The organism is Acinetobacter sp. GW821-FHT01C12 (assembly GCF_059422625.1).
In genome coordinates this window covers 995,172-1,019,996 of sequence record NZ_JBWKXD010000001.1, presented here as the reverse complement: position 1 = coordinate 1,019,996, position 24,825 = coordinate 995,172, and the positions used below count along the sequence as shown (strand labels likewise).

At 40.3% G+C, this 24,825-nt stretch carries 23 protein-coding genes; 8 read left to right on the top strand and 15 right to left on the bottom strand.

Annotated elements, in window-relative coordinates; translation table 11 throughout:
• Window position 1: 1 nt before the first annotated feature.
• The 5 genes from pcaF to AC07WY_RS04855 form a co-directional block, all read right to left on the bottom strand.
• Window positions 2-1,216 (bottom strand): 3-oxoadipyl-CoA thiolase, encoded by a 1,215-nt coding sequence (gene pcaF / locus AC07WY_RS04875; protein WP_494735826.1) that lies wholly within the window; start codon window positions 1,214-1,216, stop codon window positions 2-4.
• 134 nt (window positions 1,217-1,350) lie between these two features.
• Window positions 1,351-2,004, bottom strand: coding sequence for a 3-oxoacid CoA-transferase subunit B (locus tag AC07WY_RS04870; protein ID WP_004820437.1), 654 nt, complete (start codon window positions 2,002-2,004; stop codon window positions 1,351-1,353).
• 2 nt (window positions 2,005-2,006) lie between these two features.
• Window positions 2,007-2,690 (bottom strand): 3-oxoacid CoA-transferase subunit A, encoded by a 684-nt coding sequence (locus AC07WY_RS04865; RefSeq protein WP_494735825.1) that lies wholly within the window; start codon window positions 2,688-2,690, stop codon window positions 2,007-2,009.
• 136 nt (window positions 2,691-2,826) lie between these two features.
• Window positions 2,827-3,117, bottom strand: coding sequence for a muconolactone Delta-isomerase (catC, locus tag AC07WY_RS04860; protein WP_004820442.1), 291 nt, complete (start codon window positions 3,115-3,117; stop codon window positions 2,827-2,829).
• 14 nt (window positions 3,118-3,131) lie between these two features.
• Window positions 3,132-4,241 (bottom strand): muconate/chloromuconate family cycloisomerase, encoded by a 1,110-nt coding sequence (locus AC07WY_RS04855; protein ID WP_154131035.1) that lies wholly within the window; start codon window positions 4,239-4,241, stop codon window positions 3,132-3,134.
• A 118-nt stretch (window positions 4,242-4,359) separates the two neighbouring features.
• Here AC07WY_RS04855 and catM point away from each other — a divergent pair, with 118 nt between their 5' ends.
• Window positions 4,360-5,277 carry a cis,cis-muconate-binding transcription regulator CatM gene (gene catM / locus AC07WY_RS04850; RefSeq protein WP_004721564.1) on the top strand — a complete coding sequence of 306 codons (918 nt, stop codon included), beginning with the start codon at window positions 4,360-4,362 and terminating at the stop codon, window positions 5,275-5,277.
• A gap of 194 nt (window positions 5,278-5,471) precedes the next feature.
• Here the strand turns inward: catM and AC07WY_RS04845 are convergent, their stop codons facing one another.
• The 3 genes from AC07WY_RS04845 to catA form a co-directional block, all read right to left on the bottom strand.
• Window positions 5,472-7,034, bottom strand: a complete 1,563-nt coding sequence (locus AC07WY_RS04845) for a dynamin family protein (RefSeq protein ID WP_494735824.1) — start codon at window positions 7,032-7,034, stop codon at window positions 5,472-5,474.
• Window positions 7,034-8,290: a GTPase gene (locus AC07WY_RS04840; protein ID WP_494735823.1), complete on the bottom strand. Its 1,257-nt coding sequence runs from the start codon at window positions 8,288-8,290 to the stop codon at window positions 7,034-7,036. Before AC07WY_RS04840 ends, AC07WY_RS04845 begins: the two co-directional genes overlap by 1 nt.
• An 85-nt stretch (window positions 8,291-8,375) precedes the next feature.
• Window positions 8,376-9,320 (bottom strand): catechol 1,2-dioxygenase, encoded by a 945-nt coding sequence (gene catA, locus AC07WY_RS04835; protein WP_004721555.1) that lies wholly within the window; start codon window positions 9,318-9,320, stop codon window positions 8,376-8,378.
• A gap of 555 nt (window positions 9,321-9,875) precedes the next feature.
• Between catA and AC07WY_RS04830 the strand changes: the two genes are divergently transcribed.
• Window positions 9,876-11,141: an OprD family outer membrane porin gene (locus AC07WY_RS04830; RefSeq protein WP_494735822.1), complete on the top strand. Its 1,266-nt coding sequence runs from the start codon at window positions 9,876-9,878 to the stop codon at window positions 11,139-11,141.
• Between the two features lie 557 nt (window positions 11,142-11,698).
• On the opposite strand, the gene AC07WY_RS04825 is transcribed toward AC07WY_RS04830, so the two are convergent.
• From AC07WY_RS04825 to AC07WY_RS04815, 3 genes are read right to left on the bottom strand one after another with little or no spacing between them, the layout of a single operon-like run.
• Window positions 11,699-11,821, bottom strand: coding sequence for a DUF2474 family protein (locus AC07WY_RS04825; RefSeq protein WP_004820453.1), 123 nt, complete (start codon window positions 11,819-11,821; stop codon window positions 11,699-11,701).
• Between the two features lie 14 nt (window positions 11,822-11,835).
• A complete protein-coding gene (gene cydB / locus AC07WY_RS04820; protein WP_315077329.1) occupies window positions 11,836-12,840 on the bottom strand; it encodes a cytochrome d ubiquinol oxidase subunit II in 1,005 nt (334 codons plus the stop codon).
• Window positions 12,833-14,290, bottom strand: coding sequence for a cytochrome ubiquinol oxidase subunit I (locus AC07WY_RS04815; protein WP_056513011.1), 1,458 nt, complete (start codon window positions 14,288-14,290; stop codon window positions 12,833-12,835). The genes cydB and AC07WY_RS04815 overlap by 8 nt, the downstream gene beginning before the upstream one ends.
• Before the next feature lie 344 nt (window positions 14,291-14,634).
• On the opposite strand from AC07WY_RS04815, the gene AC07WY_RS04810 reads away from it, so the two are divergent.
• From AC07WY_RS04810 to AC07WY_RS04785, 6 genes are all read left to right on the top strand, one after another.
• Entirely contained in the window at window positions 14,635-15,027 is a 393-nt protein-coding gene (locus tag AC07WY_RS04810) for a CidA/LrgA family protein (RefSeq protein WP_494735821.1), read from the top strand.
• Window positions 15,024-15,719 carry an LrgB family protein gene (locus AC07WY_RS04805; protein WP_494735820.1) on the top strand — a complete coding sequence of 232 codons (696 nt, stop codon included), beginning with the start codon at window positions 15,024-15,026 and terminating at the stop codon, window positions 15,717-15,719. Before AC07WY_RS04810 ends, AC07WY_RS04805 begins: the two co-directional genes overlap by 4 nt.
• Window positions 15,720-15,974: 255 nt before the next feature.
• Window positions 15,975-17,771, top strand: coding sequence for a sigma-54-dependent Fis family transcriptional regulator (locus tag AC07WY_RS04800; protein ID WP_494735819.1), 1,797 nt, complete (start codon window positions 15,975-15,977; stop codon window positions 17,769-17,771).
• Between the two features lie 510 nt (window positions 17,772-18,281).
• Window positions 18,282-19,163 (top strand): transporter, encoded by an 882-nt coding sequence (locus AC07WY_RS04795; protein WP_494735818.1) that lies wholly within the window; start codon window positions 18,282-18,284, stop codon window positions 19,161-19,163.
• A gap of 95 nt (window positions 19,164-19,258) precedes the next feature.
• A complete protein-coding gene (locus tag AC07WY_RS04790; protein ID WP_494735817.1) occupies window positions 19,259-20,713 on the top strand; it encodes a benzaldehyde dehydrogenase in 1,455 nt (484 codons plus the stop codon).
• 33 nt (window positions 20,714-20,746) lie between these two features.
• Window positions 20,747-21,862 carry an NAD(P)-dependent alcohol dehydrogenase gene (locus tag AC07WY_RS04785; RefSeq protein WP_494735816.1) on the top strand — a complete coding sequence of 372 codons (1,116 nt, stop codon included), beginning with the start codon at window positions 20,747-20,749 and terminating at the stop codon, window positions 21,860-21,862.
• 118 nt (window positions 21,863-21,980) lie between these two features.
• On the opposite strand, the gene tatC is transcribed toward AC07WY_RS04785, so the two are convergent.
• The 4 genes from tatC to AC07WY_RS04765 all read right to left on the bottom strand — a co-directional run bounded on the left by tatC (window position 21,981) and on the right by AC07WY_RS04765 (window position 24,809).
• A complete protein-coding gene (gene tatC, locus AC07WY_RS04780) occupies window positions 21,981-22,766 on the bottom strand; it encodes a twin-arginine translocase subunit TatC (RefSeq protein WP_419336137.1) in 786 nt (261 codons plus the stop codon).
• Window positions 22,763-23,245, bottom strand: a complete 483-nt coding sequence (tatB, locus tag AC07WY_RS04775) for a Sec-independent protein translocase protein TatB (RefSeq protein WP_494735815.1) — start codon at window positions 23,243-23,245, stop codon at window positions 22,763-22,765. The genes tatC and tatB overlap by 4 nt, the downstream gene beginning before the upstream one ends.
• A 17-nt stretch (window positions 23,246-23,262) precedes the next feature.
• Window positions 23,263-23,481, bottom strand: coding sequence for a Sec-independent protein translocase subunit TatA (gene tatA, locus AC07WY_RS04770; RefSeq protein ID WP_004721526.1), 219 nt, complete (start codon window positions 23,479-23,481; stop codon window positions 23,263-23,265).
• 566 nt (window positions 23,482-24,047) lie between these two features.
• On the bottom strand, window positions 24,048-24,809 hold the full coding sequence (locus AC07WY_RS04765; RefSeq protein ID WP_494735814.1) for an SDR family NAD(P)-dependent oxidoreductase: 762 nt from the start codon (window positions 24,807-24,809) through the stop codon (window positions 24,048-24,050).
• Between the last annotated feature and the right edge of the window lie 16 nt (window positions 24,810-24,825).

Sequence of the window (24,825 nt, the reverse complement as noted above, 5' to 3'; positions counted from 1 at the left end):
CTTAATTTTGATCAACACGTTGAATAATGAGCGCGATACCTTGTCCCACCCCAATACACATTGAACATAAGGCATATTCACCCTTGATCTGTTCAAGTTGATTTAAGGCTGTGGTCACCAGTCTGGCACCTGATGCGCCCAAAGGATGACCTAAAGCAATCGCCCCACCATTAGGATTGACACGTGCATCATCATCTGCCAAACCTAAATCACGGGTTACCGCCAAAGCTTGGGCGGCAAAGGCTTCATTCAGTTCAATCACATCCATTTGCGCTAAACTAAAATCAGCTTGTTTAAGCAGTTTCTTAATCGCAGGCGCTGGTGCAAAGCCCATAATTCTTGGTTCAACACCTACCGTGGTTGCTGCAATAATTTTGCCACGTGGTTTTAATTGGTATTTTTCTACAGCTTCGTCTGAAGCAATCAATAAGGCCGCTGCACCATCATTAATCCCAGACGCATTTCCCGCCGTGACCGTACCCTCAGCTTTGACCACACCTTTAAGTTTTGTCAGTGCTGCTAAAGTGGTTGATGCACGTGGATGTTCATCGGTATCCACTAGCACAGCATCGCCTTTACGCTGTGGAATAGTGACAGGCACAATCTCATTTTGGAAAAAACCTTGAGCTTGTGCTGCCGCAGTACGTTGTTGGCTATTTAGCGCAAACTGATCTTGATCCGCACGGTTAATATTGAATTGTTCTGCCACGTTTTCAGCAGTTTGTGGCATGCTGTCCACACCATACAATTCTTTAAGTTTTGGATTGATAAAGCGCCAGCCCATGGTGGTGTCTTCAATCTTTTGACTACGTCCAAAAGCACTGTCTGATTTACCCATCACATAGGGCGCACGGCTCATGCTTTCTACACCGCCAGCAATAATTAAATCTGCTTCATTGGCTTTGATAGCACGAGCTGCTATGGCAATTGCATCCAGTGATGAACCACATAAGCGGTTCACAGTGGTTGCTGGCACTTGGTATGGCACACCCGCCAATAAAGCTGACATACGCCCAACATTACGATTGTCTTCACCAGCCTGATTGGCACAGCCATAAATCACATCATCGACTTGCTGCCAATCTACCGTTGGATTACGTTGTATCAATGCTTGAATTGGAATTGCACCGAGGTCATCTGCACGGACTGGCGCAAGACCACCGGCATAACGACCAAATGGGGTACGGATGGCATCTATGATGTAAGCGTTTTTCATGTGTCTTTCCTTTTATATTGAATCCCCCCTTGCGAAGCAGTGCTTCTCACCTTTTTAAAGAGAGACTTTCTCTCTTATCTTAATGAAAGATGAAGAACCCCTCCCTTTCTTAAAGGGGGGTAGGGAGGGATTTATTATCCCTGTGTCGCATCAATCAATTGAGCACCCGTCAAAGCCTGTAACTCTTCAAAGCTCAGACCTGCAACTTTTTCAAGCACTTTTAAGCCTTCTGCAGTCACATCAATCACGCATAAGTCAGTATAAATACGATCAACACAATGCTTACCTGTTACTGGATAGCTTAGTTCTTCAACAATCTTAGGTTCACCTTGTTTGGTTACATGATCTGTGGTGATAAACACTTTCTTGGCCCCTACAGCCAAATCCATTGCACCACCCACCGCAGGAATCGCATCTGGCGCACCGGTATGCCAGTTGGCAAGATCACCATTAGCTGCCACTTGGAATGCACCCAATACAGCAATATCCAGATGTCCACCACGCATCATGGCAAAAGAATCACCATGATGGAAAAACGAGCCACCCGTTAGCATGGTGACATATTCTTTGCCAGCATTAATCAGCTCAGGATCTTCTTCACCTTTGGCGGGTGGAGGACCAAAAGCCAATAAACCATTTTCAGAATGCAGGAATACATCTTTATCTGTTGGCAGATATTTTGAAATCTTGGTCGGTAAACCAATACCTAAATTGACATAAGCCCCATCGGGAATATCTTGGGCAACACGTTCAGCAATTTGGTCACGGCTTAATTTTTGGTAGCTCATTGTTATTCTCCATTACCATTGGCTGCATCAACTGCAACCACATGCTGAACAAAAATTCCCGGGGTAATAATATGCTCAGGATCGAGCTGACCTAATTCAACGACCTCTGAAACCTGTGCAATGGTGACATCTGCAGCCATCGCCATGATTGGACCAAAGTTACGTGCTGATTTGTTATAAACCAAGTTGCCCCAACGGTCGCCTTGATGTGCTTTAATCAGTGCAAAGTCTGCTTTAATCGGATATTCAAGCACGTAGTCTTTACCATCGATATGACGAGTTTCTTTACCATCTGCCAATAAGGTACCAAAGCCTGTTGGGGTAAATACAGCCCCTAAGCCCATTCCTGCGGCTTGAATACGACACGCGAGATTTCCTTGAGGAACCAGTTCCAGTTCGATCTTGCCCGCATGGTAGAGTTCATCAAATACCCAAGAGTCAGACTGACGAGGGAAAGAACAAATGATTTTACGGACCGCACCTGATTTAAGCAGTTTAGCCAGACCATAATCGCCATTGCCTGCATTGTTATTGACAATCACCAGATCTTTAACGCCAAGTTCAATCAGCCCATCGATCAGCTCTGCGGGTTGTCCTGCTGTTCCAAAGCCACCAATCATAATGGTTGCATCATCTTTGATATGTGACAGAACCTCAGTCAACGAGAGCTTACTTTTATCAATCATAAGACGAACCTTTTATCCATGTTTTTAAATTTCTATACATACCGCATTAGCAAAGATAGACATGTATAGAAACTTAAAAAACTGTGAGAAAGAACTTATCTCACAGTTATTTAGTCAATGAATTTACACCCGCTGCTTAATGGTCATCTTCTCGAATTGAAGACGGATGACGGTTTAAGGCAGTCACTTCGATATTCATATAAGGATATAAAGGCAATCCCTGTAAAATATTGTGGAGTTCTTCATTGCTCTCTACATCAAAAATACTGGTGTTTGAGTATTGGCCTGTAATACGCCAGATATGACGCCATTTCCCTTGACGTTGTAAATCTTGTGAATAAGCCTTTTCAATTGCTTTAATTTCATTGGCTTTTTCGACGGGCATATCGAGGGGGATGTGTACATCCATTCGTACTTGGAAAAGCATGTCAGCTCCTTGAATTATTGACGACGTAGGTTGTCGATTTTGTCTTCATCTAGTTCAATGCCGAGGCCCGGACCAGTTGGAATTTTGAGCTCAAAATTGCCATATTGAAGCGGTGTTTTTAAAATTTCTTCAGTTAGTAGCAGTGGGCCAAATAATTCAGTTCCCGCTGCGAGATTGCTAAATGTAGAGAAGGCATGTGCTGAGGCAATTGTTCCAACAGGACCTTCAAGCATAGTGCCACCATAAAGATCAATACCTGCCAGATTGGCGATTTTACCGACTTCGCATGCTTCAATCAGACCACCAGATTGCGCAACTTTTACCGCAAAGACTGAGGCTGCATTGGTTTTTGCCAAGTTATAAGCACTTTGTGGACCTGTTAACGACTCATCTGCCATGATCGCGATATCAAACTTACGGCTAAGACGTTGCATGGCATCAATATTATGTATTGCGCAAGGCTGTTCAATCAGGTCAACACCACCATCTTGAAGCATTTGAATCCCTTTAATTGCATTCAGTTCAGACCAAGCACGGTTAACGTCTACACGAATTGAGATGTCTGCGCCCAAGGCTTTTTTGATTGCCAATACATGCTCAACATCTTGTTCAACAGGACGTGAACCGATTTTTAACTTAAAGACATTGTGACGTTTTAACGCAATCATTTTTTCTGCTTCGGCAATGTCTTTTTCGGTATTACCCGATGCCAAAACCCAAAGCACAGGAATACTGTCACGTAAGCGACCGCCTAGAATCTCACTCAGGGGTTGACCTAAACGTTGCGCTTGAATATCTAATAATGCAGTTTGAACAGCACATTTCGCAAAACGATTACCGTTGATATTCCGATGGATCACTTGCATTGTTTGGGCAATATTGGCACCAGACAGTGTTTTTAACAATGGCGCAAAATAGGTTTCGATATTGGTCTTTACACTTTCAGGACTTTCTTCGCCATAACCTAAACCGCCAATTGTGGTCGCTTCACCCCAGCCAATTAAACCATCTTCAGTCGTGATTTTAATCAGGACCAAGGTTTGGGTTTGCATTGTCGCAACGGCCATCTTGTGAGGACGTATCGTTGGAATTTCGATTAACAGCGTTTCTATGGACTTGTACATCGTGGTTATTTCTTAAGTATCAATCTATTTATATACCCTAATTTAATGTAATATCTTTAACTAGGCCGATTTTGGTATTTTTAGATACTTAAAAGGTATATAAAAGGGATTTAGAGAGATGGAATTAAGATATCTTCGTTATTTCGTTACGGTGGTCGAAGAGCAGAGTATTACCAAAGCTGCAGAGAAACTATGTATTGCTCAACCGCCATTGAGCCGTCAGATTCAAAAGTTAGAAGAAGAACTCGGTATTCTTTTATTTGAGCGTGGCACACGTCCAGTAAGAACAACAGAAGCTGGGCAATTCTTTTACCAACATGCGGTACAAATTTTGACTCATACTGCGCAAGCCACCTCTATGGCGAAGCGTATTAGTTCAATGAATACAATTGTCCGTATTGGTTATGTCAGTTCATTGCTGTATGCGTTACTGCCTCAGGTAATTTATTTATTTCGTCAAAATAACCCTGATATTCAGGTTGAGCTGATTGAACACAGTACCAAGGATCAAATCGAAGCACTCAAACTCGGTAAAATAGATTTAGGCTTTGGCCGTTTAAGAATTAGTGATCCATCGATTAAACGCATTTTATTGTACAAAGAGAAATTAAAATTAGCCGCGCATAAAAATCATCATTTAACCAGTTATATCGATAAAGGTATTTATTTATCGCAAATTATCAATGAACCTATTTTTTCTTATCCAGCCACACAAAAGCCTAATTTTTCAACCTTGATTCAATCCATTTTTACCGAATTAGGCTTGGTACCGAAAGATATGGTTGAAGTTCGAGAAATCCATATGGCTTTGGGCTTGGTTTCATCTGGGGAGGGGATATGCATTATTCCTGAAAGCGCCAGTGAAATAGGCATGAAGAATCTGGTCTATATTCCGATTTTGGATATAGAGGCCTATAGTCCTATTTCATTAGCTGTGAGAAATATGGATCAAAGTCCTTATTTACCTAAGATTTTAGAATGTATTCGACAGGTCTTTGAAGAAGAAGGGATTCCACTTCAACTGGACGGGGATTAATCGAGTATAGGTCTGAGCTGAGATCAATATAAAATCACCTCATCCTCGCCTTCTCCCAACGGGAGAAGGGACTTTCAATACCAATATGAATCACTCAACATGATCATTTTTTTGATTTATGAATGAGATCTATTGAGTTAATGATTTGAAACCATGATTTTAAAATATTGATTTTAAAATGACATTATCAGTCTTTATCCCTTCATTCTTAATGAATTCGCAATGTATTGTAGTTCCTGTTCGTCATTGATTAAGCCTTGCTGGATGGTGGCAATTTGCTCTTGAAGATTGCTCAGCAGTTCTTGGCATTGCGCAATAACTTCATCGCTATATAGATCAAGCTTTTGCCATAAAATATGTGAGATCTCGCTATATAAACGGTCATGGCCAATGGCCAAGATCTCGGTTGCATCATCAGCATAAATCACTTCATACGCCAGATGCTCAGCAAACTGTAACGGACTGAGAGGGGCATATTGCAGTTGATAATCCGATAAAGTATTTGCAATATGTTGTGATAGAAGCTGTTGAGCCTGTTGGGTCAGTGCACTATACAATTGATCCACCGCTTGCTGCTCGGCATGTTGCTCTAATAAGCTTGGCAGGGTTGCAATCATACTGCGCCATGTTTGCGTAATGATCTGCTGTTTATGTTGTGCTAAGGCGCTCTTAGCATTGCTTAGCTGCTGCTGTAATTGATGCAGTTGTGGCACAACTTCAAGTTGTAAAGGCGTTAGAATTTGTTCTTGTAAATGATGTAACAAGGCTTCCGCAGGTTTACGCTGTTTATAAGCCAGAGCAGGTTGGATCAAATGTAAAAGTGCATCAAATAAATGATTAAAACCTGCCATTTGCATGGCCTGATCATTGAAATCCGCATTTTTTAACATCTGAGAGGAGGTTGAAATTGGTGATTGCAACAGCACAGGATCAACTTGCATTGCGATCAGTTGGTCAATAGCACGGGTATAAACATCGGTTTCTTGCAGATAACGTTGGTCAGAGGTTTTATTGCATAGAATCTGGCAAATGTCGCCATCGACTTCATCTTCTTCAAAATAATCACTGCGTGTAAGCACTGGCAATAACGGTTTATGTCGGCGTAATTCCTGCCCCAAAGCCGCTAATTCTTTGACTTGACCGGGTGAGGAGGAACTACTGAGCCAAAGGACACCATCCGCACTATCCATAAAGCGTTGGGTTAATGCTGCATTTTCTGGCGTAACGGAATGAAGTCCTGGGGTATCCAGTAAAATGAGGTTGTTCGCTAAACAAACCCCTTGTAAGCGTGTGGTGGTTTCTGTGGCACCTTCTTTAAAACGCTCCTGACTATTGATAATTTGACCTGAGTCGAGATAAAAATATTCAACGCTTTGCTGGCGTCTGTGAAAACACTCTGCCACTACGTTACAGAATGAACTTTTACCCGCATTGAATTTTCCGAAAATCAGCAAAATAATCTTATCGTCAAAATGATCTGCGATGGATTGTGCCGCATGTAGGGTCTCTAATTGTGTTTCCCAATGGCTGAGATAGCTTTCAAGCTGCGAATTGAGTACTGCGATGTCTTGGGCAATCTGACAATGTGATGTCAGTCCAATGGGATTGATACGTTGTTTATTAAGATTGATCGCCAGTTGTTGATACCACGTGTGCATCTTATTTAAATGCAGGATGATGTCCTGTTCATGCTGATCAAAAGCTTTGCTACTCGCAATCAGCGTCTGAATCGAATCATGCGAATCATGAACGGTCATTATACCTGCTCCAAAGTGGTTGATGCTTGTTGAGCTTGTATGATGAGCTGCTGTTGCTGCTGCAAATTAAGTAATTGCTGTTGCAACTGCATTCGATCAGAAGACAATTCAAAATAATGGGCAAATTCACCACGTAAACGTTCACGACCTGATTCTTCCACAAAAATAAGATTGAGATCCTTACGCAGTTTGACTGAAACACCCATCACCGCAACCATGACCGTATCTAGACTGCGTACATTACTTTTTTGCGTATCGGGTAAACCCACCACACCATAGCGCACCAGATGGCTATTGATTTCGATACAGGCACGAGAATAAGCCACTTGAATACGGTTACGATCACGTTTGCCCGCAGTTACTTTATACATATTGGCAAAAGAATCTGGTTCTAGCGAATTATCCTGCCCAGAGACCTGTAGGACCGGTTGTAAATCTTGACGCACTTTATCTAATATTTGATTGAGATCACGCTCAAAATTTTGGCGTTGCTGCTGTAAGCTTGTTGTAAGTTGCTGAATGTTACTTTGAATGGTTTCTAGGTGCTGGGATAAGCGCATTTTTAGATCAACAATGATCTGTTTTTTTTCAAATTGACGTATTGCGGGGACTTGCTCAAGCATCAGATGAAGTGTGTGTTGTAGTTCGGGGATACCACTGCGTTGTACCAGTATGGGTTTGGAGTTTTCGATACCTTGACGGTGCCGTGTAGCTGATACAGGTAGTATAGTTGCAGTTGGCGCTTGATTTTGAATGCTGCCAATAATCTGCGCTAAAATGGTTTGATCTGGAATCTGGTCAATTTGGGTAAGCAGCAGTAAGCTTTGTCGTTGGGTTTGCTTTGCATCTTGCTCGAATTGCTGGAATAAGTGTAATTCATAAGGATCAAACTCACCCTCACGTACCGAATGGACCATGAGGCGAATATCCGCTTTGTTCCACATCGCATCTTGAGCAAGTTGATCATCGATTGTCGCCACATCAGCATCCAAACCTGGTGCATCTAACCAGCGGATTTGATGTTGCAGATGTTCGGAGAGGGCCACCGTTTCTCGTTTATCCGCAACTGAGAAAATATCTTGACCAATAAGCTCATTTAACAGTCGGCTTTTACCATGATTATATTTGCCAATCACTGTAACCGTCGGAAATTGACCTGCCTGTAGAATGGCACGCAGTCGAGCCAGAGCTTTCGCATCTTCAGGTACAACGGCTAAAATAGTATTGCTTGCTGCATCAAAAGTATGAATATCCATCTAAATATCTTTTCCATAAAATAAATCAGGCTAAACCGTTACAGCTCGCCTGATTTCAAGATTCACAAAATGACTTTTAGCTGAATTAAGCTTGTAGGCGAGGGCGGTCAACCACATGGTTATCGACACCATCTACAAGGCGGCTAAGTCTGAGGTCAAATACCATTTCGGCAAATGGACCTTCAACACCATTGGCTTGGATCGCTGCTGCATCTGTATGTTCGATTGCGTCAACCACAAGGCCTTCACGTGTTGCGTAGGCGAAGTCATCATAAGTGTACGGGTCGCCAGCAACGTTAATTTGCGTGGTTAGTTTGCGATGACCATCTGCAGATACAAAGAAATGAATATGTGCAGGACGATTACCATGACGGCCTAATTGATTTAATAATTGTTGGGTTGGACCTTCTGGTGGACAGCCATAACCTGCAGGCAAAATCGTTTGTACACGGTATTGACCTTGAGCATCCGTCATAATGGTACGGCGCATGTTAAAAGGCTGTTGTTCGCCAGTTGGGTCAAAGTGTGAATAGAAACCTTTGGTATTGGCATGCCAGATTTCAACTTGTGCATTTGGCAGTGGTTGACCATCTGCAGCATAAATTGTACCGTGCAAAATCAGGGTATGACCATTTGGATCACTGCCATCATCCATACGAGCAAAACCTTGGGCAACAGGTGCACCTGCGACATAAAGTGGGCCTTCAATGGTACGCGGGGTTGGGTTCTCAATACCTAAAGCGGCATCAATTGCATCCATACGCATATCAAGGAAGTGGTCAAAGCCTAAACCAGGAGAAAGTAAGCCTGCTTCATGACTGGTACCTAATTGGTTTAAATATGCAATTGCAGCCCAATATTCGTCAGAAGAAATCTCTAAATCTTCAATGGTCTTAAATAAGTCAGAAACCACCCGATGAATGATTTGCTTAGTACGAGGATTTCCACCGTCTTGCTCAAGTCCGCTGAGTAGGTTAATGAAATTCTGTACTTCTTCCGTCTCGAAAATTCTAATATTATTGGCTGTCATGGCTATCTCCTTAATCTTGCCATAATGCTGGCTTGCGTCATATCTTTTAAGATATGTTGTGCGTTGAGCCAGCATCATTCCTAATCTTGCTTGGTTCATAAATCCTTCTATATACCTTAATTGAATGTAATCGCCTTATCTAGACTGAATTCGGTATCTTTAAATACTTAAAAGGTATATTTAACCCGCTCAAATGATAAAACTGTGATGCTTCATGCTATAGCTTGAAAATAACCATGTTGTTAGGTCATCAAAATAATAAAAATTATTTATTTTTTAATATCTTAGCTTTATTTTTATACAGCCAAAAAATGTTTATCTAGATTTAAAATAGCAGCGGTATGACTGAAAAGGTATAAACATATACCACATTATACATGGAAAATTACATTAATAATTCTGATAATGGGTAATACTGATGTATTTCCTTAATTATATCATTTTGAATTTATTTATATTTTAAGGAAGTGCAAAAGTTTTTGTCTGGAGGATAAGACAAAGAACGCCCTAGAACTTACACAACAAGAATTTCAAAGATTCAGGAAAGGATTTCCCATGTTAAAGCTAGATCTGCTTTATAAAACTCAACGAGTTGCACTTTATACGCTGTTTGGATGTCTGAGTATAGATGCTGCTTATGCCGAGTTTTTAGAAGAGAGTAACACCAGTATTTATTTACGTAATTTCTATAATGAACGTGACTACGAAGATACCAAGAATGACCTCGGCAGTTGGTCGCAGGCGGCATCTGGGCGCTTTGAGTCAGGTTATAGCGACACTGCGCTACAAGTCGGTTTGGATTTTGGTTTTCAATATGCCCTACGTTTAAATAATCGTTACGATGAACGTTTAGATACCGTTTTTAAATATGACAAAAGTGAAGCCCAACAAGCACGGGATTATTTAAAATTAGGTGCCACCTTAAAACTTAAATATCAAAATACAGAGCTTAAAGTGGGGGAGCTTTTTCCAAAAACACCGGTTTTATTTATTGATGATTCTCGACAATTGGTGACAACCTATGCTGGGGTAATGTTAGAAAGCCAAGACATTCAAAATTTAAAACTGTCCGCAGGCCGTTTTACCCATGTTAATGCCCGAGATGATGATGAATATAGAAAATTCACTTTGGGCAACTCCACAGATCCCAACAAAAGAAGTGATGGTTTAAATTTTATCGGATTAGACTATAAGTTTACCCCAAACTTCACTGGTTCATACTGGTTTGGTCAGTTGGAAGATATTTATCAACAACACTATTTCAATGCGGTTTATACAGAAAAAGTCAATGAGACTAAGCTAAAAGTAGATGCGCGCTATTTTAATTATAAAGAGGATGGTGATGCTTATTTTGGAAACATCGATGTCCAGTCTTTAGGATTACAAGCGAGTGCACAACATGGTCCAAATACCTTTTTAGCAGGTGTGCAAAAGCATATGGGTGAGGATAATATTCCACTTTTAAATGGTTATGTCCCGCAAGGATATTTACAGACTTGGTCTGCAATTGCTTTTTATAAAGCGAAAGAGTTTACTTGGCATGCCTTATATAGTTATGACTTTAAAGATCATGGCGTACCTGGCTTGAAACTGACCTTGCGTTATTTGAATGGTAGTGACATTTATCGGGCTGGCTTCAAGGATAATAAAGAAACCGAGAAAAATTTGATTGTAAACTATACTGTTCCAGAAGGATGGTTAAAGGGACTTGGAGTGGAATGGCGCTATATTGATGCCAATATTAAATATGGTGTTGGAAACCTTCCAGGTAGAGATTTTGTGGAAAATCGTTTTATCACAACCTATACCTTTAAATTCTAATTTTTTGCTTAATCCAATAAATCGAGTGATGCCCTCTATTAAAAATATGGGGCATCATCTTTAGCAGTCAGGACATTTAAGCGTCCAAGTATAGTTAATCTGTAAAAACTGAGACACAAGAATATAATTTCTCCTAATTAACATTTTTAATTAAATCAATTGTATGGAGAAAATAAATTGTTTGATTCTAAAAAGCTTGCAATGCCACACCTTACATTCAAAGTTTAAATATCTTTGCGTAGGCGATACCTCCCTTTTTAGAGATAAAAAGGGACAAAAATCTTTTATTGAGCGAGGGGTACATCCTATACCCCCGCTCAACGGCGACATCCTTGTCGCCCCACGGTAGGATAACCATCTATGCTTCAAAAGCACAAAAAGCGAATTGATAACAAGCAGTTTCTAAAAGTTTATACAAATACTTAAGCTTCATTTCTGATCAATGACTTGATGAAAATCAGTTGTATAAATAATTAGGTGGTTTGGCTATAAATAAGGATAAGCATAGTTAAATGCTTATCCTTTCTTCGCTAGTCAGATCATCAATAGGTATATGCCTAATAGGCAAAACTAAGCATTAATCTAAACAAACCCGCAATTAAAGCCAATGCTGCAAAACCGAAACACCACAACAAAATAAACCATGTTACAGGGTTGAGTTGTTTGATGTATTTGTTCATCTAAAACTCCTTGATCAATGATAGCCTTCATCACCAATACGGACTTTGTCTCGGAAAACCCAATAAGACAAGAAGGTATAAGCGATAATAATTGGGATCAGAATTGCCGCACCGACCAAGGTAAATTTAAGACTTGATTCTGGCGCAGCGGCTTGCCAAATTGAAACTGATGGTGGAATGATGTTTGGCCATAAACTAATTACAAATCCAGTAAATGCCAGAAAAACCAATGCCAGCGTATAGACAAAAGGTTTGATCTCATGTCGTTGCTTACAAGCATGTAAAATTAAACCAGAAAAGAGTACAACTAAAATAGGCACAGGGCTGAAATAGATAAGGTTTGGTAATGCAAACCAGCGCTGGGCAATTTCAGGATGTGTGATCGGGGTATAGATACTGACGGCAGCAAAAATAATCATTAAGGTGATTAACAGCTTTGGCATCAGCGTATACATGATGTTTTGTAAACGCGCTTCCGTTTTTAAAATCAACCAGCCACAACCTAAAGTGGCATACATGACAACAACACCTAAACCAGTGAAAAGTGAAAAAGGGGTAAACCAATCCCATACACCGCCACTATAAATACCTGCAGTGGTTTGAATACCTTGAATATATGCACCAAGGATAACCCCTTGGAAAAAGCTGGATAAGATTGATCCCCAAATAAAGGCTTGATCCCACAAGTATTTGGTTCGAGTTGCTTTAAAGCGGAACTCGAAGGCAACACCACGGAAAATCAATGCGACCACCATAAATATAATGGGAAGGTATAAAGCGGAGAGTACCGTAGAATAGACCAGCGGAAAGGCTGCAAATAATCCCGCGCCGCCAAGCACCATCCATGTTTCGTTACCATCCCAGACAGGGGCGACCGTATTCATCATGACATCACGTTCTTGTCGGTCTGGAATAAATGGAAAGAGAATTCCAATGCCTAAATCAAAGCCATCCATCACTACATAAATCAGTACACCTAAACCGATAATGCCGACCCATATTAAAGCGAGATCAATCATGATGTTTCTCCTTATTTTGATCTAGCGGCGCTTGTTGTCCATCGATTGGATCATCCACAGCACTGAGGGGGCGTAATGGGGTTTTAAAATGCCCTAAACCGGTTATTTCAGGATCTAAATGAGTTAAAAACTCAGGTCCAGATTTCATGAGTCTGAACATATAATAAATCCCTGCACCAAATACAACGGTATACACCAGTACAAAAATGATCAGACTGAGTCCCACTTGGTCTGCTGTTACGGTATGCGATAACGCATCTTTGGTACGTAACACGCCATAAACCACCCAAGGCTGTCTTCCGACTTCTGTTGTAACCCAACCTGCAAGTAAAGCGATATAACCCGTTGGCCCCATCACAATGGCGAATTTATGAAACCATGTAGATTCATAGAGGCGATTCTTTTTGCGTAACCATAAGGCTGTTAAAGACAGCAGTACCATTAACATGCCTAGACCCACCATGACACGGAAGCTCCAGAACACGATGGCTACATTTGGACGATCTTCAGCTGCAAAGTCCTTTAATCCAGTGACTTCGCCATCTAAGGAGTGGGTTAGAATCAAACTGCCTAAATAGGGAATACCGAATTCAGTTGTATTTTTTTCTTGTTGCATGTTTGGTGTTGCAAACAGCAGAAGTGGCATTGCATGGTCACGGTTGGTCTCCCAGTGTCCTTCAATTGCTGCCAATTTCGCTGGTTGATGTTTTAAGGTGTTTAAACCATGGTTGTCACCAATAACGACTTGTAAACAAGAGGTTACCAGCACCATCCATAAACCCATAGAGAATGATTTTTTAATTAATTCATCACGACGACCTTTAAGCAGATGCCAGCCAGCTGTGCCCACAACCAATAATGAAGACACTAAAAATGCAGCTGTTGCCATATGTGCAAAGCGATAGGGGAACGAGGGATTAAATACAATTGCCCACCAGTCTGTCGGGACAATAATGCCATTTTCTATTGCAAAGCCTTGTGGTGTTTGCATCCAACTGTTAGAGGACAAAATCCAGAACATGGAAATACAGGTTCCGATGGCGACCATAAGTGTGGCAAAAAAATGTGCTTTTGCGGTGACTCGGCCCCAACCAAAAAGCATGATCCCTAAGAAACCTGCCTCTAAGAAAAATGCGCTTAAAACCTCATAGGTGAGTAATGGTCCCGTCACACTCCCTGAGATACGCGAGAACTCACTCCAGTTGGTACCAAACTGGTAGGCCATGACAATGCCTGAAACAACACCCATAGCAAATGCAACAGCAAAAATCTTAATCCAGTATTTGAAAAGGTCTTTGTAAACTGGGTTTTGTGTACGCAACCATTTCCATTCCAGCAGTGCAAGGAAACAGGCTAAACCAATAGAGGTTGCAGGGAAAATAATGTGAAAAGACACAGTGAAAGCAAACTGAATTCTTGCCAGTTCTAGTGCAGTTAATCCGAGACTCATCGCATGCTCCATGGTTGCTTGAGGCATTGGATTGCTATAGACCCATGACCGTCATGATTAAGTTTGGAAAAAACCATAGATCGTTCCATAAAAACTACCTACTTAGAAATAATTATTATGATCTTGCACCATTATTTAGTTGGGATGTAGGTACAGAAAATGAGGAGAAAAAATATAACAGATTTTTAAAACATGGCTAAACTGTTATATTTTTATCGGCTGCTTTTGTAGCTATATTTTTTCTTTAATGAACTGCAAACTACGGATATATCACTCAATTTTAAGTTGAAAAAAGGTATGTACCGTTAAATTTAGCTTGAGTCATGATGAATATACGGATGTAAATGACAGTGTTTTATACAATATCTGAGTTAACCACCATTAAGCGCGCGAGCTACCAAATCAGCTTGATTATAGCGATTTGGGGTTTTGCATATATGTTGCAAAAACTGTTGAATTTACCCATTGCATCAGGTGTTTTAGGTTTTTTTATATTGCTGATTTTATTGCAAATGCAATGGCTCAATTTGGACAAGGTGAGTCTAGGTGCAGATATTCTGTTGGGGGAGCTGTTACTGTTTTTTATTCCGCCAGTGGTCGGTGTGATTCAGTATCAGCAATTACTTTTGATCAGTGGTTGGAAAATATTTCTAGTGATTTTACTCAGTACCGCTTTGGTGATGGCAAGCTCTGTGTTGATGGTGAAATTATTCTTGCAACAGGATGATGTGGAATGACGGAGTTGTGGGGCGTTTTTTACTTGCTGTGGACGGTACTGTGTTATTTCGTGGCAAAGCGCGTATTTGTTTTTACCCAGAAAATATATTTTTCTCCGATTATTGTGGTGCCGAGTCTCAGTATTATTTTGATCTTTATATTTCAGCATCGCTTTCAAGACTATTACCTATACACCCAATACTTGGTTGCCATGTTAGGACCAATTACAGTGGCATTTGCAATTCCTGTATTTCGTTATAGAGCGATCGTCAAACAGTATTTTTTCGTTTTAATCGTCAGTTCTAGTGTGTCTATGCTGGTGGGGATCTTAAGTAGCTGGCTATTGGCAAGTATATTCAATTTTGACGAAATTTTGAAAAATAGTCTTTTGGCACGTTCGATTTCTATTCCATTTGCTTTGGAGTTGACTGAAAAGATTGGCGGCTCAATCAGTTTAATTCCCTTGTTTACGGTCATAACGGGCTTAGTGGGGATGTTATTTGGTGATTTTTTACTGTTATGGATGCGCTATAAAAACCGTATTGCTCAAGGCGCTGCTCTAGGAAATGCCGCTCATGCAATGGGGATTGCGCGAGCAAGACAACGCCATGAGTTAGAAGGGGTGATTGCCAGTCTATCCATGATTATTTCAGGGATCATCATGGTGTTATTTGCGCCATTTATGATTTCATTGATTAAACATATTGTTTGATTTCATTTTATTTAGATTGAAAAATAACATTTAAGAATGAAGTCTAGACTGCATTTAAAGACAGTATGCAATGTGTAATATAATTGATTTACATGAATATTTATTTTAAACCTCCGTATAGGATTTTGTGATGATACAGATTTTGTGCTACATATTTAATTGTATTTAGCCCTTGTCATATTCTAGAGAGGGTGATTTTATATTGGGATCATCAAAGGGATGATCGAAAGCAACTGCTGGATTTGGAATAGGCTTATGGATGGGTTATCTGAATTTTCTTGGCAAAATATTAAATATAACTTTTACAATACTGGAGAACTGCCAGAGATTGTGCAACGAGATTCACCTATTTTACAGCTTTGGGAAAGTGCAAAAAATTCGGGCTTAAGTCCTTTCTCCAAAATCACTGACTTAGACGAGTTTCCTGTCGCTGACCTTTCACAGGGCGATATAAAATTAGCCGCATTGGCTGAAGGTGTATTAAATGATGTCTGGCGCTTATTTGGGCAACAGGATGTTATCGTTTTCTTAATTAATCATCAGCTTAAAATTATTGCTGAACGTCACAATCCTGATTTAGATGACCAATATCATTATTTATGCACGGGTCGTATTATTGAGCCCTCTGTGTTTGGTGCGATTGCACCGACATGTAGTGTGATGTCTAAACAGCCTATGATCATGACAGGGCATCAACATTATCTAGATGAGTTTTCAAATTATTCTTGTGCATCGGTTCCGATATTCAATGGCTGTGGTGATGTGCTCGGCGCTTTAGATATCACTTCACCACAAAGGCTTTTGGCGAGCAATTGGTTGCGTCACTTACTTTACCAAAGTTATATTTTGGAAAATAAGATTATTCAGGCAGCGCTACAACCTGATCAACGGGTCCTTTATTTTCAACATTCCAAAGATTTACTGGACAATGCCTATACGGGCATGATCGTATTGGATCAATCAGGAAAAATCCTCAAAGCCAACCAAATGGCGTTGAAATTGCTGAATTGTTCTATTGAGCAATTGTTGCAGCAACCAATGGATCATTTTTTACTCACTGAGCATTTGAATCCATTAAATTCGAGTGATTGTTTTTTAATTCAAAGTTTTGACCATGCGTTTTTTTATGCCCAGCTACGTAGTGTGAATGGGCAGTTGCAGAATAAAACAAGCAAAATCACGACACAGCATTTGCTTGATCAAGCGCTGAAAGCATTAAAAGCTGATATTCCTGTATTGATTACCGGAGAAACTGGCACAGGTAAGGATCATTTTGCTCAGCAGTTACATCAGAAGCTCGATGTAGATTTACCTTTTATCTCAATTAATTGCGGTGCAATACCAGATCATCTGCTTGAAGCAGAATTATTTGGTTATGAAGGCGGCGCTTTTACAGGTGCTAAACGGCAAGGCGAAAAAGGTTTAATTGAACTGGCAGATCAAGGCATACTCTTTCTCGATGAGATTGGTGATTTGCCGTTACATTTACAAGTGAAAATTTTAAGAGTGTTACAAGATCAGCAGTTCTATCGAGTCGGAGGACGTAAACCGATCAAGTCAGCATTTAAACTGTTATGTGCAACACATCAGGATTTAAAAAGTAAAATACAACAGCAGTCATTCCGCCGTGATTTATATTATCGTATTTGCGGTTTTCAGGTACATTTACAACCCTTACGCTTACGTCAAGATAAACAGATCATTTTACACCACGTTCTGGATCAATTTGGTATAGCGCAATGGTCGAGCCATGTAGAGCAACAATTTGATAGGCACACATGGGAAGGAAATATTCGTGAATTAATTCATGTGGTGAAGCTATCTGCAGCGTTTAAAGACAGTGAAATTTTAAATCATTTATATTTACCTGAAGCTGATTTAGCGATTCAGCAGCAAAGTAAGCAATTGATATTAGATGAAAATAAAAACTTAAATAGCTTGACCAAGCAAATGATTGTGCAGGTATTACAAGAAGAAAATGGCAATATCGCAAGGACAGCGAAACGCTTAAACATTTCAAGAACAACGATATATAAATATATTGGCAATTAATACTGATTTTATTGCAACGTTTACTCCATCCAAAGCTTAATCTTGGGACTGTATATTAGGCCTTGTCGAAACAGCTTTGGCTTTTTTCTGATTGTTCATCATGCTAAGGCAACTCAAAGTTGCCTAAATATCAACTTATTACGTACGCATTATTTTTAAACTTAACTAGCCCTTATTCTTGTTTTTAACCCTTATTCATATTTAACCCTCATCCTTGTTTTAGGCCCTCAGTGATTGTCCATTGATTGGACAGCGCTTTCTCAATGCTGTTCATTTATTGGACATTGGGAATGTAACTTTATTTTAAGTCTATGATTATTAATTATAAAAATATTGGCACGCTAACTGCAAATATTCTATGGCTCATATTTGATTAAAACAAATCTATCAAACGATTTATCAAGTGTAGATGGTCGATTCGTCATGGATAAATCGATTGATTTTTGATTAAAAATTTAAACAAGTGCAATGAGCAGTGAAAAGGATGCTTGAAACTAAAGGGAATAGATGATGTGTTTTAGCAATAAAAATAGCCTGCTTCTTATGTTGAGTGGCATGTTTGTACAGTATAGCCATGCGATTGATGTAAATGTGGGGGATTATACAGCGTTGCCAAAAGGCACCAATGCAGGTGTGTTCTATTATCAACATAGTCAAATGGAGGGTTATTACCAAAATGGCGAAAAAACCAGTGCTGAATCTAAATCGGATATTGGTATCGCGCGCTTAATTCATTACACCGACATCGCTGGTTTACGTGCAACGCCTCAAATAATTTTACCGTTTGGAACAGTACGGCATACGCAAATTGGCGATACTGATTTAAACAATGCCTCAGGTTTTGCAGATCCAGTGATTGCTTCTGCTTTTTGGTTGATTAATCAACCTGAACAAGGTTCATCGGGTCGTTATCTGGCATTTACCCCATTTATTTATCTGCCACTTGGGCAATATGATCGAAATGATGCGGTGAATTTAGGCGAAAATCGATTTAAGTATGATCTTCAACTGGCATGGGTACAGCCGCTATATGGCAAGCTTGCTTTTGAACTTTATCAAGATGTGATTTGGTATGGAGACAACGATGAAGCGGGAAAGGGCGATCAAACACTTTCACAAGCGACCAGCTATCAAACTCAATTTAACTTACGTTACGACTTGAATTCTAAACAGAAAATCGCCTTCGGTTATGCCGCAAATTATGGGGGTGAACAAAAGCTGGATGGAATCAAACTGGATCAGAACATGGAAAAGCAACAAGCGCGATTGGAGTTTCAGCAAATGCTGAATGCAAAAACTCAATTAAGTGCGCAGTTGCTTTCAGACACACGAACGGAAAGCGGATTTAGGAAGGATTATGGTCTGAATTTTCGTGTTTTTTACATTTTTTAATTTAAAGCAGGTGTAACACATTGATTGCGTCATTTTTACAAGGATGCAGTTGGAACAGTAAAGCAATTGTCTAAATAAATTTTGAAGAGGTCAGAATGTCTATATTCACAAAAGAGCTTTGGGATAAAAAATTATTTAACGGTTCATGGCAGTCAACCCAAGACACCTACAGTGTGATTGAGGTTGCAACAGGTCAAGTGCTTGGTGAAATCGGTTATGCCACTGCCGCTGATGTGGTGAGTGCTGCACAACAAGCCAAAGCCGCTCAACAACAGTGGTGGGCTTTAAATTACCAAGAACGTCAGGCAGTGTTTGAGCGAGCTGCTGTTTTACTGACAGAAAATCAAGCGGAAGTGATTGAGTGGTTGGTTAAGGAAAGTGGTTCATTACAACTGAAAGCGGGCTTTGAAGTAAGCATTGCGATTCAAGTGCTTAAACATTGTATTGCTTCACCTGCAACTGAACAGGGCACATTATTACCTACACAAAATGGCAAATTAAGTATAGCCAAACGCTTGCCCTTAGGTGTTGTTGGGGTCATTTCGCCATTTAACTTTCCACTGTACTTAGCTTTACGTGCTGTGGCACCTGCTTTGGCCTTTGGTAATGCGGTGGTGTTAAAACCTGATGAGCGTACAGCAGTGTGCAGTGGCTATGCGATTGCACGGATTTTTGAACTTGCAGGATTGCCAAAGGGGCTGCTGCATGTATTGCCAGGTGGGGCCGAAGTTGGTGAAGCACTGACTTTGGATAAAAATATTGCCAGTATCCAATTTACGGGATCAACCCAAGTTGGACGGATTGTGGGGGCGAATGCGGCAAAGACCTTAAAGAAAGTCTCTCTAGAACTGGGTGGGAAAAACTCACTGATTATTTTGGATGATGCGGATATTGAGTTGGCAGCAGAAAATATTGCATGGGGTGCATTTTTACATTCTGGGCAGATTTGTATGACCTCTGGCAAGATTTTGATTCATCAAAAAATTTATCAACAGGTCAAACAGCGTGTCATTGAAAAAGTGCAGAATTTTGTGGTAGGGAATCCTTGTGACAAGAATGTCACCATTGGGCCATTGATCAATGCCAAACAAGCGCAACGTGTAGAACAATTGGTCAGTGTTGCGGTTAAAGAAGGCGCAACTTTGGAAATCGGTGGACATGCCGATGGGGTGTTTTTTCAACCGACTGTACTGACAGATGTGACTGCAAATAATTCGATTTTTAGTGAAGAGATTTTTGGCCCTGTTGCCGTGTTGATTCCGTTTAGCTCAGATGAACAGGCCATTGAATTAGCCAATGACGGCGATTATGGGCTTTCAGCAGGCATTATTACCTCCAATGTAGGACGAGGTATGCAACTCGGTGCACAGCTCAAAGTGGGCTTGCTACATATCAACGATCAGACCGTAAATGATGAAACGGTCAATCCATTTGGTGGTTTTGGTTCATCAGGTAATGGTACGCGTATTGGCGGCCCTGCCAATGCCGATGAATTTACCCAGTGGCAATGGATTACTGTACAGGCTCAAGCGCCACATTATCCTTTTTAAACAATTAAATAAATCATTACAGGACGTTATAACATGAGTGAATTAAAAGATATTATTGCCGCAGTGACCCCATGTAAAGGTGCTGACTTTGAGTTGCAAGCTTTAAAAATACGTCAGCCTCAAGGTGATGAAGTATTGGTAAAAGTGGTTGCTACAGGAATGTGCCACACCGATTTGATTGTACGTGATCAATATTATCCGGTTCCGCTGCCTGCTGTTCTTGGACATGAAGGGTCAGGAATTATCGAGGCCATTGGCCCTAATGTAACCGAGCTTCAAGTGGGCGATCATGTGGTCTTAAGTTACGGGTATTGTGGAAAATGTATCCAATGTAATACTGGTAATCCTGCCTATTGTTCAGAGTTTTTTGGACGAAATTTTAGTGGGGCAGATTCAGAAGGACAACATGCACTTTGTACCCACGATCATGGTGTGGTTAATGATCATTTTTTTGCCCAATCCTCCTTTGCAACCTATGCTTTAAGTCGTGAAAATAACACGGTTAAAGTGACCAAAGACGTACCAATTGAATTATTAGGACCATTAGGTTGTGGTATTCAAACAGGTGCTGGCGCATGTATAAATGCTTTAAAAGTGACACCTGCCAGTAGTTTTGTGACTTGGGGTGCTGGCGCTGTTGGTCTGAGTGCTTTACTTGCGGCAAAAGTGTGTGGCGCTTCGATCATTATTGCTGTTGATATTGTTGAATCACGTTTGGAACTGGCAAAACAATTGGGTGCAACTCATGTGATCAATAGTAAAACTCAAGATCCTGTGGCTGCGATTAAAGAGATTACTGATGGTGGAGCCAACTTTGCATTGGAGTCTACTGGACGACCTGAGATATTAAAGCAAGGTGTTGATGCGCTGGGAATTTTAGGCAAAATCGCCGTGGTAGGTGCACCTCAATTAGGCACAACTGCACAATTTGATGTAAATGATCTGTTATTAGGTGGGAAAACCATTTTAGGTGTTGTTGAGGGGAGTGGCTCACCCAAGAAATTTATCCCTGAGTTAGTCCGCTTATATCAACAAGGGAAATTTCCATTTGACCAACTTGTAAAATTCTATGCATTTGATGAAATCAATCAAGCTGCGATAGATAGTCACAAGGGTATTACACTCAAACCGATTATTAAAATTGCATAATCTTGTATGGCATGCTCATTGATGAGCATGCCATTTCTTTGATTATAAGTTTTTTAAGTTTAAATTTTGGGTTTAGTTTCAGATTTTAGGTTAAGTGTTTTAAGCTATTTGGATGAGTTTAGAGCTTTCTTCGCTTTTCCAGTAATTTTCCAAATAATAAACCTAGCTCAAACAATAACCACATTGGGATCGCAAGCATAATCATGGAAATTGCATCAGGTGGTGTTACAAACATAGCGATAAAAAAACAGCCCACTATAATAAAGCGGCGTTTTGCAATTAAACTCTGAGTGCTAACCACACCAATCAAAATCAATAAAAGTGTGATCATTGGAATTTCAAAAGTTACCCCAAACACCAAAAATAACTTTAAACAAAAGCTGAGATAACTATTGATATCGGTCATGGGTGCGACGGTTTCGGGAGAGACACTGATGAAAAAGTGCAGAATAGAAGGCAGTACAATAAAGTAAGCGAAGGCAATCCCTGCGTAAAATAATAGGATGCTACCGAACAACAAGGGGAGTGCCAGTGATCTTTCTTTTTCATACAGTGCGGGTTTAATAAAGCTCCAGAGCTGATAAATAATAAAAGGCATTGCCAGCAGAATCGCCACAAAAAAGTTAAGCTTAAATGGTGCCATAAATGTTGCAGTAACATCTGTTGCGATCATGGATGAATTGGCAGGAAGTTGTGCTCTTAACGGTTCTGAGAGTAGTTGATACGTTCGATTGGCAAAAGGCAATAAACAAAAAAATAGTGCGAATAGAACCCCTACCGTTTTAAACAAATGTTGACGAAGCGCCACCAAATGTTCAATCAGTGGCATTTGCTGTAGTTCTTCAGACGGTAGGTCTTTTGCAATCACAGCGGGTGATGAAGATTGAGGGAGCTGTGTATTCATGCGATCACCTTTAATTTTACTGGAGATGAGGCTTTAGGCTCTGTCTGATGATCATTAGATGGTGATTGATGCTGTAAATAGTTTTGTAAATAATAGGGTGTAAATACTGAGTAATACGCTTGATTACTCAACAAATCACAATAAATCAAACTGTTAAACTTTGTTGTTTTTTCAGTAGCGCTACTCTGTAGCTGTTGTTTAGCGTCGCTTACCTCTGTTTGCTGCCGAAGTTCAGCAAGTTGGGATTGCATTTTTTGTTCAAGCTCGGCCATACGCTGCATTTCTTGTTGGACTTGCGCACGCAGTTCGGATAATCCGAGTTCACGGTCAATATCTTGTTTGGCATTGTTCACAAAATGCATGAGTTTGGCATACCATTTTCCCGCGAAACGAGCGGCCTCTGGCAGTTTTTCTGGTCCAAGTACTAGAAGAGCGATAATGCCAAACACAAAAAGTTCAGACATTCCAACATTAAACATCTATATCATCCCTAAACTTAGCTGTTAATGGTTGAGTCGGATGGTTTCTTGGTCTCCTCATGTTCAAGTGTGTTGGTCTCTTTTAATGCGATGTTTTCTTCCTCACGCATTGATTTTTTAAAGTCTTTGACTGCGCCGCCAACATCTTTACCAATATTTTTAAGCTTAGAGGTCCCGAATAATAAAATAACCACAATTGCAAAAATGATCACATGCCAAATTGATAAACCAGCCATAGTGTTCTCCCTTGTTATTCCTGTCCATGAGAATTGATTTTTACTGTATTGAGATCAACATCCATTGATTCAATTCATTGTTTTAAATAACCTAATCATTTAGAGTCTTACAATTAAAAGCAGTGCATTTAAAATGAATAGGTTTTGAGCGAGTTGGTTATAAGTTAAGTTTTTAAAAGAGAAAATTTCAATAAATTCACAAGAATTTTTTCTCTTTCAGCATCATTTTCACTTTGTTTGTCCAGTCAATTAAATTCCGTTTAATCCTTGGAATATTCTTGTTTAAATCGTTTTTTAATATCGAAATAGCATTGAAAATAATCATTGCTATATTTCAGTGGTTGTTTTAGTCATCTCTCCTGTAATGGATAAATTAAGCAGATGAGGCTTGAGTTGCTTTGGGCTATTCGACTTGATTAAACAACAAGCCGCTCAACTGGATTGCTGATCCACTATATCTGTACCATACCCCATAATCTGATTCTGTTCCAATGCTTGAATAAGATCATCTTCCTTTATTTTCGAGTTAGGCCCAAGCTTAATAGATCGCATTGAGCGTGTTGATTTTAAATACAGGTATAGCCAGCATCCGCCGTAATGATTGAACCTGTGATTAGACTTGAGGCATCTGAAGCCAGAAATTGTACAATAGACGCAATTTCATGAGCTTGCCCCATACGTTTAGCCGGTGTCATATCCAGCCATTGATTGACTAAGTTATCTTGGTTTTCAAGGTTTTTTAATAACGGTGTTTCAATATAGGTGGGGGCAACAGCGTTCACCCGAATATGGCGTTGAGCCCATTCAACCGCAAGAGATTTCGTTAAATGATGCACGCCTGCTTTTGAGGCATTGTAGTGACATTGCGGTTGTGGCACGTTGACAATCTGTCCTGACATTGAACCAATATTGATAATCGATCCTCGTCCAGCATCCAGCATTTGACGGACAAAGCCACGACAAGTCTTAAAGATGCCAGTCAAGTTGATGTTGATGACATTATCCCACTCCTCATCTGTCATGTGCTCAGCTGGGGTATTCGTCACAATGCCCGCATTACATACCAATATATCCAGCGCTGGTAATGCTTGAGCAAGCGTGTTAATCGCTGCACTATCCGTGACATCTAAGCTTTCCGCACGCGCAAGATAGCCCTTGGCCTTTAATGCTTGTGCAGTTGTTGTTGCACGACCCAGTAAGATGTCGGTACAAATAACTTCGGCGCCTGTCGCAGCAAGTGCTTCAGCAATTGCTGCGCCTATGCCTTGACCTGCACCTGTGACCAGTGCCAGTTTATTGCTTAAGTCCATTTTCTTGCGATAATCCATATCTTTTCTCTTTGTC

Excerpts from the sequence above, each read along its gene's own strand:
- AC07WY_RS04795 (WP_494735818.1), top strand. The coding sequence starts at position 18,282 with ATGTGTTTTAGCAATAAAAATAGCCTGCTTCTTATGTTGAGTGGCATG.
- AC07WY_RS04870 (WP_004820437.1), bottom strand. The coding sequence starts at position 2,004 with ATGAGCTACCAAAAATTAAGCCGTGACCAAATTGCTGAACGTGTTGCC.
- AC07WY_RS04805 (WP_494735820.1), top strand. The coding sequence starts at position 15,024 with ATGACGGAGTTGTGGGGCGTTTTTTACTTGCTGTGGACGGTACTGTGT.
- AC07WY_RS04855 (WP_154131035.1), bottom strand. The coding sequence starts at position 4,241 with ATGTACAAGTCCATAGAAACGCTGTTAATCGAAATTCCAACGATACGT.
- catM (WP_004721564.1), top strand. The coding sequence starts at position 4,360 with ATGGAATTAAGATATCTTCGTTATTTCGTTACGGTGGTCGAAGAGCAG.
- AC07WY_RS04765 (WP_494735814.1), bottom strand. The coding sequence starts at position 24,809 with ATGGATTATCGCAAGAAAATGGACTTAAGCAATAAACTGGCACTGGTC.
- AC07WY_RS04790 (WP_494735817.1), top strand. The coding sequence starts at position 19,259 with ATGTCTATATTCACAAAAGAGCTTTGGGATAAAAAATTATTTAACGGT.
- AC07WY_RS04865 (WP_494735825.1), bottom strand. The coding sequence starts at position 2,690 with ATGATTGATAAAAGTAAGCTCTCGTTGACTGAGGTTCTGTCACATATC.
- AC07WY_RS04815 (WP_056513011.1), bottom strand. The coding sequence starts at position 14,290 with ATGAGTCTCGGATTAACTGCACTAGAACTGGCAAGAATTCAGTTTGCT.
- catC (WP_004820442.1), bottom strand. The coding sequence starts at position 3,117 with ATGCTTTTCCAAGTACGAATGGATGTACACATCCCCCTCGATATGCCC.
- AC07WY_RS04800 (WP_494735819.1), top strand. The coding sequence starts at position 15,975 with ATGGATGGGTTATCTGAATTTTCTTGGCAAAATATTAAATATAACTTT.
- AC07WY_RS04810 (WP_494735821.1), top strand. The coding sequence starts at position 14,635 with ATGACAGTGTTTTATACAATATCTGAGTTAACCACCATTAAGCGCGCG.
- AC07WY_RS04840 (WP_494735823.1), bottom strand. The coding sequence starts at position 8,290 with ATGGATATTCATACTTTTGATGCAGCAAGCAATACTATTTTAGCCGTT.
- pcaF (WP_494735826.1), bottom strand. The coding sequence starts at position 1,216 with ATGAAAAACGCTTACATCATAGATGCCATCCGTACCCCATTTGGTCGT.
- AC07WY_RS04825 (WP_004820453.1), bottom strand. The coding sequence starts at position 11,821 with ATGAACAAATACATCAAACAACTCAACCCTGTAACATGGTTTATTTTG.
- catA (WP_004721555.1), bottom strand. The coding sequence starts at position 9,320 with ATGACAGCCAATAATATTAGAATTTTCGAGACGGAAGAAGTACAGAAT.
- tatC (WP_419336137.1), bottom strand. The coding sequence starts at position 22,766 with ATGAATACACAGCTCCCTCAATCTTCATCACCCGCTGTGATTGCAAAA.
- AC07WY_RS04830 (WP_494735822.1), top strand. The coding sequence starts at position 9,876 with ATGTTAAAGCTAGATCTGCTTTATAAAACTCAACGAGTTGCACTTTAT.
- AC07WY_RS04785 (WP_494735816.1), top strand. The coding sequence starts at position 20,747 with ATGAGTGAATTAAAAGATATTATTGCCGCAGTGACCCCATGTAAAGGT.
- tatB (WP_494735815.1), bottom strand. The coding sequence starts at position 23,245 with ATGTTTAATGTTGGAATGTCTGAACTTTTTGTGTTTGGCATTATCGCT.
- tatA (WP_004721526.1), bottom strand. The coding sequence starts at position 23,481 with ATGGCTGGTTTATCAATTTGGCATGTGATCATTTTTGCAATTGTGGTT.
- AC07WY_RS04845 (WP_494735824.1), bottom strand. The coding sequence starts at position 7,034 with ATGACCGTTCATGATTCGCATGATTCGATTCAGACGCTGATTGCGAGT.
- cydB (WP_315077329.1), bottom strand. The coding sequence starts at position 12,840 with ATGATTGATCTCGCTTTAATATGGGTCGGCATTATCGGTTTAGGTGTA.